Raw genomic sequence first — 11,702 nt, 5'->3', positions numbered from 1 at the left:
GTTATCTTGGAGGGCGCCTGTCGTTGCGATCAGGCACCCTCCAGTTTTAACAGCAGCAGCGGCACGCTGCTGTAGACGATCATCGCCGCGGCGGCGACAATGCCGGAATCGTTCAAGGCGAGCGCGGCCAGCGCGCCGATCACGTTAGCGTAGCACCCGTGCATCAGGTACGGGTAGCGCTGCTCCCACAGGCGCAGCCGCCCTGAGGGCCGCAGCACCAGCACGGCCATCACGGCCAAGGCCGTGAGCAGCACTTTGCTCCAAGCGGAGACGCGGATCAGGTGAACGTTCATCGCCAGCTTGCGGGCGATGATCGCGCCGATCACGTCGTAGCGCCCGTGCCGCAGGTCATCGAAGGCGCGGCCGATATGGCTGCTTGGCCCGCCTCCGCCGGTGGCTGGGGCGGAGCCGGCCGCGGGCGGTGCTGCGGCGGAGGCTGCGGCGGCGCTTGGCTCTCCGGCCGGGCCGGGGAGCCAAGCGGCGTTCAGCAGCCAGAGGCCCGCCAGCGCCGCGCCGAGCGGCAGCGCGACCGCCAGCGCGAGGCGGCGCAGGCGCAGGGTACCGCCTGCGGCGAGCCGGGCCGCCAGCGCGCCGAAGGCGGCGGCCGAGGCGAGCGCGCCACCGGCCTCGCTGCCGAGCGCAGGCGCTGCGAGGCAGCCCGCGATCGCGGCGCCGACGGCGGTGGCGGGCGCAGCCTCGCGCCAAGCGCTGCGGCGGGCGCCAGCGTGGGCGTGCCCCGGGACGCCGGCGCTGGCCTCCTGCAAGGCCGTCACGACGGGCGGGAGCGCTTCTTCCTCCGCCTCGGCGCCACAGCCCTTAAGCACCCGTGTCCGCATCCGCCTGACTTGCAGCCACGCGCTCAACCCAAGCAGCGAGGCGCCGAGCAATACGCCCATAAACTCGTTGCCGATTCCGTAATAACGCGCGCCGACGATCGGGTCATACCCAAGCACCGAACGTTTCATCGCTTCAGCACCGGTGCAGGCGTCAAACAAGATCAGCGCCCCGGTCCCCGTTCCGATCCATCCAAGCGTGCGCATAAGCTGCGGAATTTTCCGGGAGCCCGCCGCAGCAAGCGCTCCAAGCGCGAGAGGAGCGGCAAGCGCTAGGCCCGCCAATAGCGGCTTGTCCAAATGCGCCACCCAACCCAATGTCAGCAGGACGCCGGGCGCAAGCAGCACCGAAAACAACAAACCGCGTATCCATCTCCGCAAGCGACCCGTCGGCTTCGCCCACCGCAGCGTGATAAGCCCCAGCAGCATAACGGCCACTTCGTACCCGGCAAGCCCGTATAATAACGTAGGCCGCAGCGCGTAGACGTTAGCCATCTGCCGCATGTCGCTCAGCAGCACAGCAAGCGGAGACCTGCTATCGCGTCCCGATTCAGCGTTCACGATAGGCAAACCGATCATTCCCTCCGGACGCGCCAGCCCGAATTCACCCAGCAGCGACGGAGCCACATCGACGGCTGCAACCAGCCCGGGACGCCGCGTCGTAGCCGAAGACATCAGCGTGCCTTCCGTTATGGCCGAAGACCAGCGGATGGCCGGGGTAAGCTGCCACTTTTCTTTCCATGCCTCCGAATGTACCTTCGGGCTGACCAGCCACATCACATGACGTCTGCCGGACGCTTCCATCTCGCCCGTAAGCTTCAACAACAGCCGGTCCATCTGCTCTAGCACCGCTCTTTTCCGTTCGGCAAACCGGGCAGGCTCGTACCAAGCCTTCTCTGCGTACAGCCGATACCAATCGCCGAGCTCCATCACCGCGAGCGCCCCACGATCCATCCCCTTCACAGAGGGCGGCTTACGTCCGGTAACAAAAGCGCTCCATTCCTCGACCAGCCGTTCCGTGTCCGTCCTGACAGCCGAAGGCATAGCGGCATCGGCGATGAGAATGCCCCGGCCTACATCCCCTGCCGCTACCATTCCCTGACCGTCCATGATCATAAGCGGAGCAGGACGCTTGTAGCGATCCGCTCCTCCTCCCGGCTCATCGAGATTGCCCCACACGCCCAAGCGGACGCCATGGCGTTTCAATGTTTCTCCGAGCAGGCCCGGCCGGGCCAGGTAATTCCCTTCCGCGTTATCCCGTTTGAGCGAAGAGGAAGCCGGAACAAGCACCGAGACGCTCGAAGCGGCAGCCTCCTCTCCGTCAGCGGCAAACCTGTGTATGAGCGCTAAGGCGGACTGCCCGTCCCGGCGCTCTGCACGGTTCCATCCTTCGCCTCCTTTGCCATCAGCCGGCGTTCCCGCCCCCCAAGTCGCGTATACCGACTCGAGTCCTTTATAGGGGATGCGAACATTCATTGCGGCCAATTGCCCCGTTGTCGCAAGTTTCCGCAAGGCCGGAAGACGGTCCATCCACTCCGGCTGCAGCTCCATAAACGATAACCCGGGTATGGAAATAACCGTAACGATCGGAAAATTTTCAGAATTGGGGATAACTTCCGATTTTTCCTTCTTAATGGGGATAACCTGACGATGGGGAATGGAATTTATCCCCAACCCATAAACCGGGGTGAGGCCATAGGACATACTCATCCACAAACACGACACGGCCGCGACACAAACGATGCCTTTGGCATACAGCTTGGAGGCTTTTCGACAAATCGTTCCATTGCGCATGATGTTCCGCCTTCCCTTGCCAATCGCTCATCAGAGACTCCGTCGTATGCAGCGTGCCGCACTCGCATGCTACGCTGAATCCCTCGCAAAAGAGCTCTTTTTCGTACTTTGCCCAATTCGTTCCGCTTTATCCAGCTTATCCCCTGTACCGGAGCTATTCACTCTATCCACAACATTATCCCCATAAAAGCTTGTCACTTTCTCTAGAAAAATCAGGCTTTTTCAAGGAATCCACAAACTTATTCACATTATCCACATATTCACTGTGAAAAACTTATCCACCCCCCCTTGGGAAAACAGAGCACTCCAAACGTTATTCTGACGCGGATTTCCCGAATTACCCACATTATGCACAAAGGCTGTGGATAACTATATCCACAGCCTCTACTCTATCTGTTCGCCGCTCAGCTCCACTCCAACTGGCGATTTTTTGCTTTCGGATCACCGTCTTATTTTCATCAAACGAAAAAAGCCCGCCGTCTCATGTAAGAGACGACAGGCAAATTTACAATCGTAAGCTTATTCTCCGCCGACAAACATATAGCGCGCAATGACGAGCACGGCCAGCAGCCACATCAGCCAATGCACCTTGTACTGGCCCTTGCCGCCCAGTTTGGCGACCGTCGCCAGCAGCACGTAGCTGACAATCCCGAACGAAATCCCGTTCGCAATATTATACGTGAACGGCATGAGCGCCACGATCAGGAAAGCTGGAATGCCGTAAACCAGATCTTGAAAATCGATCTCGCGCACGGCCTGCATCATCAGCACGCCGACGATGATCAAAGCCGCCGCCGTAGCCGGCCCCGGAATGAGCGCCGCAATCGGCGCCAGGAAGAGCGCCAGCAAGAAGCATACACCCGTTGTAACCGCCGTAAGACCTGTACGACCGCCTTCGGCTACCCCCGCAGAACTTTCGACAAACGCGGTCACCGTACTCGTTCCGACCAACGCACCGGCGCTGACGCCAACGGCGTCGACCATCATCGCTTTGCCGACTTTTTTGTTGCCTTCTTCCTTGTTCTTCATGAAGCCCGCCCGGTTGGCGGTGCCTACGAGCGTGCCGAATGTGTCGAACATCTCGACAAACGTGAACGTCGCAATGACCGAGATGATCCCCGCATGCATAATACCGGCGAAATCGAAATGGCCGAACGCCAGCTTGCTCATGTCGGGCACCCAGGTCGTTTTGTCGCTTGTCAGGTTCGCGAAATTCACCATAGGCGAGCCGTCCGGATTGTGCATGAACACGCCGACCAGCGTCGTGAGCAAAATCCCAAACAAAATCGCTCCCCGGACACGCAGCACCATCAGAATGGAGATGAGCGCCAAGCCGATAATGCAGAGCAGCACGCTCGGATCTTTCATGCTGCCGATATGGAATACCGTTTCAAACGAAAGAACGTCCGTGTATTTATGCGCCGGAATGTCTTTGCCCGCTTCCACCGCAACTGTCAGCAGGCCGCTGTTCTTCACTCCGATGATCGCAATGAAGAGCCCGATCCCTACGGTAATCGCGTGCTTAAGGCTGTCCGGCACGGCGACCAGCAGCAGCTGCCGCACTTTGGTTACCGTCAATACGATGAAAATCAAACCCGAAATGAAAACCGCCGTCAATCCCATCTGATACGTGAATTGACCTTGCGATGCTAAAATAACCGTTGCAAAATACGCATTGAGCCCCATCCCCGGCGCAAGTGCAACCGGAAAGTTGACGAACAGGCCCATCGCAATCGTCATTACGCCTGCGGCAATCGCCGTGGCAAGAAACACCGCCGTCCAGTCCATGCCTGTCGCCCCGGAGCCGAACGCGCTAAGAATGTTCGGATTCACGGCCAAAATGTAGGCCATCGTCATAAACGTCGTCAGCCCGGCCATGATCTCGGTACGTACGGTGGTACCGTTTTCCTTCAGTTTAAAAAACCGGTCCATTCTAGAAATCCTCCCACATATTTAATCGGAACAACGACGAAAAACCCGGGTAAAGACCCCGGGCTATCAAGCAAAAGAAGGCTCCACGAATATATCCGTGAACCGTCTTATCCTTGTTCGTAGCCAGATCATTTACGGTGATCTCGTAGAAACTTCCAGGCCGATTCCCGGAATTATACGAAACGGTTATTCCTTTGTTGTCAACAATCCTTATTCTAAAATCGGGAGCGGCGATTGTCAATTCTTTTTCCGAACAATCTGCGTAACCCTGATAATTTCGTTCGGAATCGTGACGGAGGTCCGAGTTCGGTCTATGTGCTGAGCATCGAAAAAAACCCGTCCTCTTCACTCGAAGAAGACGGGCTTGCCGATTATTCCCACTCGATGGTAGCCGGCGGCTTGGAGGTGACATCGTACACGATGCGGTTGACGTTATCGACCTCGTTGACGATCCGTACCGAAATTTTCTCCAGCACGTCCCACGGAATACGAGCCCAATCGGCGGTCATGCCGTCGATCGACGTGACGGCGCGGATGCCGACAGTGTACGAATACGTACGCTCGTCCCCCATAACGCCGACGCTTTTCATATTCGGGAGCGCGGTGAAATACTGCCAAATTTCGCGGTCAAGACCGGCTTTGGCGATTTCGTCGCGAAGAATCGCGTCGGATTCGCGCACGATGTGCAGCTTCTCCTCCGTGACTTCGCCGAGCACGCGGATCGCAAGTCCCGGACCCGGGAACGGCTGGCGCCATACGATAGCCGCCGGAAGGCCGCATTCCTCGCCGACCTTGCGGACCTCGTCCTTGAACAGCGCTTTGAGCGGCTCTACGAGCTGGAACTTCATATCTTCCGGCAAACCGCCAACGTTATGGTGCGATTTGATCGTTTGCGCCGTTGCCGTGCCGCTTTCCACAATGTCCGTATACAGCGTGCCTTGGGCAAGGAAAGCGAAATCGCCGAGCTTGGCCGATTCTTCTTCAAAGACGCGGATGAATTCCGTGCCGATGATTTTGCGTTTTTGTTCCGGATCGTCCACGCCGGCGAGCTTGCCGAGGAACCGTTCGCGCGCGTCGATTTTGACCACATGCATATCGAATTTGCCTACAAACGTATCCATGACGCCTTCCGCTTCGCCTTTGCGCAGCAGACCGTGATCGATGAACATACAAGTCAACTGGTCGCCGATCGCTTTATGGATGAGCGCTGCCACGACCGACGAATCGACGCCGCCGCTGAGCGCGCAGAGTACTTTTTTGTCCCCAACTTGATTGCGGATGTCGCGGATCGTATCTTCGATGAACGTCTCCATGCTCCACTTGCCTTCGCAGCCGCAAATATGATACAGGAAGTTGCGGATGATATCGTTGCCGTAGACGGAGTGCCGTACTTCCGGATGGAATTGAACGGCGAACATTTTTTTCTCCGGATGGCTCATTGCCGCTACGGGAGCGTGCTCGGTGCTTGCGTCAATGACGAAGCCTTCCGGCGCTTGGACGACAAGATCGCTGTGGCTCATCCAAACCGTTTGTTTTTTATCGAGGCCATGCACCAAACCGCACGCGTCGGTGAAATCGACCTCGGCTTTGCCGTATTCCCGCTTCGACGCCCGCTCCACCTTGCCCTGCAATTGATGCGCCATCAGCTGCATGCCATAGCAAATTCCGAAAATCGGCACGCCAAGCTCGTACACGCCCGGGTCGACCAGCGGCGATGCTTCTCCGTACACGCTGGCAGGGCCTCCCGAGAAAATGATGCCTTTCGGCTGCAGCGCTCTGATTTTTTCAATCGGGGTGTTGTAAGGGAGCAATTCGCTGTAAACGCCCAAGTCGCGAATCCGACGGGCGATGAGCTGGTTGTACTGTCCGCCAAAGTCGAGCACCACAATGATTTCGTTCGGCTTGTCCATGTTAAGTAAGTTCCTCCTGGCTTCTTCGTTCGTTTTCAATGAAACTTATTATAAACTTCTGCCCGGCAAAGGGCAATGCCTGAGCGGAAAGTCGCGCCGCAACGGCGATGTAAGCGTTACAAATATTCCACAAAGCCCCAGAAAAGGGTTTTAGGGAAAGGAGGGGCCGGTTCTGGGCAATTTGGGGGCTATCCCCAAGGATGTGTATAAAGCGATTGGTCGAATACGATGCCGGGAATATGTGCATAAACGAAATAGGGTCGCATACCGCTGGGGAAATGTGGACGATACGAGCTCCCTCTATTCGGATGTGCACTGTGGGTAAGCTGTGAGCGACCCGGATAGACCAGACGGAAGAAAAAAAGGCGGCTCTTCGTGGAAGAGCGCCTACGGTTCCAGGCTCCGGCTTTGACGCAGGCGCCGCCATGCGTCTGTGAGCATACGGCGGGTAACCTGCTCCTGCGGGCCATCCGGATCGGCATACCGCACCGTTTCCAGCAGCTCCGCCAGTTGGAGCAGCGTGATGCGCTGCGCCTCGCTGCGGCAGCGGCGGGAATTCGCGTATTCGCGCAGCGTTTGCTGCGGCGCCGCACGGCCGTACGAGCGCTGCAGCCGGCGCCATAGCCGGTCGGCGAAGCGGTGCAGCGAGGCCCGGCGCAAGCTGTGGCTGGCGGTGGCCCGCGTCGGGCCTCGCTGCCGGATTCGACGCCTGCTGAGGAACGCGAAGAGGAAACCGCCAGCAAGGAGCACCATCGGCCAGAAGAAAAGCGCACTCTGTAAAAAGGGTGCTGCACCGCGCGTCCATCCTTCAAGTGCCGCGGCAACCGTGGATAACGTCGCTTTTACATGATCCAGTGCGGTATTTGCGGAATCTGTCAGCTTTGCGGCCCATTGGGATACGAGCGACCGCTTGCCTGCTTCGTTATTTGCCGTCAAAGCGGCGGTTGAAGCAGCCGCAGGAGTCGCATCGGCGGAAGCTCCTCCCGAAAGGGCATAGCCCGGAGTAGGCTCGAACGGAACCCAACCGACTGACGGAAAATACGCTTCTACCCAAGAATGCGCATGCTTTTGGCGCACTTGGACGACGTAGCGCTCGTCTCCGTCGGCGGATGCCTGGGAGACTGTCTCGCCAGGCGCAAATCCTTTGACCCAGCGGGCCGGTACCCCGGCGGAACGGAGCAGCACAGCCATCGCGGTGGAAAAGTGATCGCAATACCCGGTTTTTTGCTCGAACAGGAACCGGTCGACGAAGTCCTCGTTCTCCGCCGCGGCTCGCGTTCCTTCCAAGCTGTAGGGATAATGCTCCCTTAGATAGCGCTCGATCGCCTCCGCTTTTGCATAGGGCGTCTGCAAGCCCGAGGTTAACTGCTCCGCGAGGCGGCGGACCCGATCCGGCAGCGAGGCGGGAAGCTGCAAATACCGGTTCCGCACGTCTTCGGCATAACCGGTCCCCGTATCGTCCGTCGGCACTGTGCGGTCGGTCAGCACCAAAGCGTCGACTTCGTAGGAAACGAGCGGGTCCGTTAAGGCCGGGACCGTATACCGGTCTGTCGTGTCCTGCTTCCAGACCCACTCGGTCGGAATCGGCTTCCCTTCCGCCGACTGCATCGACGCCACCCGTTTAAGTTCGCCGCCCGCGAAAAGCTGGCGGTTCAATCTCGGAGAAGCGATGCGGATTTCCTGCCGGACGAGGGTGTAAGCCGCCGAACGGAGATGGCGTTCTGCCTGGTTGGGAACGAATGCAGCCGGCGGGTCATTCACTTCAGCCCAGCCTTGGCCGGTGTAGAAGCTTTTGGCCTCGCCCCGCCAGTAAGTAAGCCTGGGGGTAACCGCCGTAAAAGCAAGGCTATCGTCCTGCTGCAAAGGCTGCCCGAGCTTGCCGTCGTCGGAGCCGTACCCTGTGCGGGCTCTCGTCTCCGACGTCCATCCGTGCCGCTGCAGCCAAGCGCTGCCCAGAAGGCGGTCTTCAAGCGATTGGACATACCCGGACCAGTCCGGGGGCCGCATATCCTGCGGATGCAGCGTCGCTCCGAGCAGACCGGTGCCAAGACAGGCAGCGGTCAGCAGCAGCGCGGGAAGGATGCGCATCCGTTCCCCGGAGGCGGGAGCGGCGGAGACCGCTCCTCCCCGCCAGCGGAGCGCCCGTCCCGGCTGAAGCATGGCTTGAAGCAGCAGGCCGAAGCCCGTGCAGCGCAGCACGGCGTGAAACATATCCAAGGCCAACACCGTTTGAAAGAACACCAAATAGCCCAGTGTCAATCCAAGAAACCAAACCAGCTGCCGGCGCTCCAATACGAACGATTGCACGACAGATACAAAGAATGCCCAGCCCGCCATAAAACAAAGCGTCCGTGTGGCAGGCTCCCAATTCGCTATCTTCCCCTGCAATCCTTCGGCGGCATCGGCAGCCAGCTCGCGGCCCCATTGCAGCCACCAGGAGGGGGAAGGCAATGTTTGTCCGTTATGAATCCAAGCCGTTACGGCAACGATCCATAACGCTTTGGCCGACCATGCGGCCGATCCCGGCAGGCGGAACGTATCCAACAGCATGAAGGCCGCAAAAGTAACGGCGAACGGAGCGATACTGTATATCTCGGTAAACTCCGACAATCGGCGCAGCGGGTAAAGCCACTCGATCAGCAGCAGAAGCAGCAGTACGCTAAGGGCGGCGTCTCCCGCCCAATTGGCGGGCGGTCGCGTCGCCTCGCGGTTCGCGGCGGCGGCGCGGGAGCTTGCAGAGGCGGCAGCGGAGACGGAAGCCGCCGCTTCGCGGAAGGCGCTGGCGCAGGCTGCGATCGCTGCGCGGGCAGCGGAAGCGACAGCCGCGGCCTTGACCTTGCCGCAGGCTGCGGGAGAGTCAGGATCCTCCGCCGGCTGAGCGGCGTGAGGATCGATGTCAGGTGCCGATAGCGGCATCGGCGGCACCTCCTCTCGGCGCCGCAGCGGGCCGATGCGGCGCCAGGATCATGACCGGGCAGCCGAGCGCTTCGAGCTGCCGCACCCATGCGTGCGCGGGCCCGGGCCAAGCCGCCCCGGGTCCGTGCACGTAAACGACACGCGCGGCGCCGCGTGGCAGCCCACGCAGAGCCGCGGCCAGCTGCGCGTCGGCGCGGGCCGTGACGAGCGTGAGCGCCCCGCCGCCCGCAAGCCGCGCTTCGCGCAGCGCGAGCTCGGCGAACGCGTCGGCGCGCGCCTCGCCGCGCGGCACCGCCGCGAGCAGCCGCAGCAGCTCGCCGTCGCACCCGCGCCCTTGCGCCTCGACGGCGCCGGACTGGCCGTCGCTGACGGCCAGTCGCACCCGCGCGCCCTGCTCGAGCGCGCGCCGCGCAAGCCCCGCCGCGGCCTCCACCGCCGCCGCGAGCGCAGGATCCGCCCACAGGGCGGCTCCCGCGCTCCCTCCGGCTCCGGCCGCGTCAAGCACGATGAGCTGCCGCCCGGCGGCAGGCAGCTCCGTCTCTTTCGCGCGCAGTTCGCCCGTGCGCGCGCTGCTGCGCCAATGGATCCGGCGAAGCGGATCCCCTGGCGCGTAAGGCCGCGTGCCGCTCACCTGCGGCACGGGGTCCAATCCCGGCGGCCGCCGGGAAGCCGGACGCGCCCCTTCCGGGGCCGCGCCCGGCTGCGGCATTGCCGTACCCAAACCTCCGGGCAGCGCCCACAGCTGCCCGCCGCCTAGGCTTTCGCGCTTCGCCTGCACAAGCCCGAAAGCGTCTACGGCGCTCACGATCAGCGCCTCCTGCCGGTACACGCCGCGGGCAAGCCCCTGCACCGTACAGCGCATGACCGCGGCGCACACGAATCCAGCCTCGGCCGTTCCCCGCCGGACGATCCGCTCGCCGGTGCCCTCGTGCACCCAGCGTTCCTCCACCCGCAGCCGCCCGCCAAACAACGGCAGCCAGGCCGCGAAAAGGCGGTAAGCCATCGTAACCGGTTCTCCGTTTGCAGCCTCCATCCCGTCAGACAATCTTTCTGCCCGCAGCCCGCGCCCGGCCACAGCGCGAAACAACCCGAGATAAGCAACGAAAAAAGCCCAAACATAAACCAAAAACCAGGCCGTCCGGCCTCCCAAACCAAACGCCCACCATCCAAGGAGTGCCCCGCAGCCTCCGATCCATCCGAACGCAAAAAAGCTCCGCATGCTTGCCGCCTTTCCTCAGCCTGCGGCATGCCGGCGAACCGGCAGCGGCGCACTGGCGACGATCGAAGCGACAAGAGCTTCCGCCTGACGTCCGGACAGCAGCGCAGACGGCGCTAGCGTCAAGCGATGCGCCAGTACGGGAACGGCCAGCTCCTTCACGTCGTCCGGGATAACATAACTGCGGCCCTTCAGGAACGCCTGCGCCTGGGAGGCACGCATCAATGCAACCGAAGCCCGCGGACTGGCGCCGAGCGAGACGTCCGGATGCGTGCGGGTTGCCGTCGCCAGCTGGACGATATACTGCTTGATCGTATCGTCGACATGAACGGCTCGGGCTTCCTTTTGAAGGGAGACAAATTCCTCTTGGAAGACGACCGTACGAATTTGAGCAAGCGGAAACGGCTCTTCCATACGCCCCAGCATCTCCACCTCGCCAAGCGGATCGGGATAACCGAGACGCAGCTTCACCATAAACCGGTCGAGCTGGGCTTCGGGCAGCGAGAACGTGCCCTCGAAGTCGACGGGATTTTGCGTCGCCAGAATAAAAAACGGCTCCGGCAGCGGATAGGTCGTTCCGTCGACCGTCACCCGCTTCTCCTCCATCGCCTCCAGCATGGCGGCTTGCGTCCGCGGCGATGCGCGGTTCAACTCGTCGGCCAATACGATATGGGCAAGCAGAGGCCCGGGACGGAATTCGAATTCGCCGCTGCGTTGGTTGTACACCGAAACCCCGGTCAGATCGGACGGCAGCAAATCCGGGGTGCATTGAATCCGCTTGAAGCTGCTGTCGATCGTTCTCGCCAGCGCGCGCACAAGCATCGTTTTGCCTACGCCGGGGACGTCTTCCAATAGCACATGCCCGCCGCAAAGCAGCGCCACAAGCAGCTTTTCGATGACCTCCCGTTTGCCTACGATGACCTTCTCCACCTGATACACGATCCGTTCAAGCACCGCCTGCGGCGTATCCGTCAGATTCACAGATTTTGTCACCCTGAAAACCTCCTGCCTGAATCTTGGTATGCAAGTTTTTCCAAATCTTGCATTCTAGCATTCAGTATGTCCGGTTTTCATAGCTTTTAGACTTGAGTGGAAGGCTTC

6 protein-coding genes and 1 riboswitch are annotated in these 11,702 nt (G+C 60.7%); all 6 genes read right to left on the bottom strand.

The window, feature by feature from the left end:
* Positions 1-29: 29 nt before the first annotated feature.
* Positions 30-2,543 (bottom strand): hypothetical protein, encoded by a 2,514-nt coding sequence (locus NI000_RS20835; protein ID WP_253413356.1) that lies wholly within the window; start codon positions 2,541-2,543, stop codon positions 30-32.
* 603 nt (positions 2,544-3,146) lie between these two features.
* Complete coding sequence (locus NI000_RS20830; RefSeq protein WP_253413355.1) at positions 3,147-4,559, bottom strand: NCS2 family permease; 1,413 nt, start codon at positions 4,557-4,559, stop codon at positions 3,147-3,149.
* A gap of 100 nt (positions 4,560-4,659) precedes the next feature.
* A riboswitch (purine riboswitch) is annotated at positions 4,660-4,760 on the bottom strand.
* 170 nt (positions 4,761-4,930) lie between these two features.
* Positions 4,931-6,469, bottom strand: coding sequence for a glutamine-hydrolyzing GMP synthase (gene guaA / locus NI000_RS20825; protein ID WP_253413354.1), 1,539 nt, complete (start codon positions 6,467-6,469; stop codon positions 4,931-4,933).
* A 387-nt stretch (positions 6,470-6,856) separates the two neighbouring features.
* The gene (locus tag NI000_RS20820; RefSeq protein ID WP_253413353.1) at positions 6,857-9,385 is read right to left on the bottom strand and encodes a transglutaminase family protein; all 2,529 of its coding nucleotides are present in this window, start codon (positions 9,383-9,385) and stop codon (positions 6,857-6,859) included.
* Positions 9,366-10,388, bottom strand: coding sequence for a DUF58 domain-containing protein (locus tag NI000_RS20815; protein WP_253413352.1), 1,023 nt, complete (start codon positions 10,386-10,388; stop codon positions 9,366-9,368). Before NI000_RS20815 ends, NI000_RS20820 begins: the two co-directional genes overlap by 20 nt.
* 231 nt (positions 10,389-10,619) lie before the next feature.
* Positions 10,620-11,594 carry an AAA family ATPase gene (locus tag NI000_RS20810; protein WP_253413351.1) on the bottom strand — a complete coding sequence of 325 codons (975 nt, stop codon included), beginning with the start codon at positions 11,592-11,594 and terminating at the stop codon, positions 10,620-10,622.
* Positions 11,595-11,702: the final 108 nt, after the last annotated feature.

Origin of the sequence: Paenibacillus tyrphae (assembly GCF_024158745.1) — a bacterium.
Lineage (GTDB): Bacteria > Bacillota > Bacilli > Paenibacillales > NBRC-103111 > Paenibacillus_G > Paenibacillus_G tyrfis_A.
The sequence above is the reverse complement of the archived record's forward strand: the minus strand, read 5'-3'. Positions and strand labels throughout refer to the sequence as shown.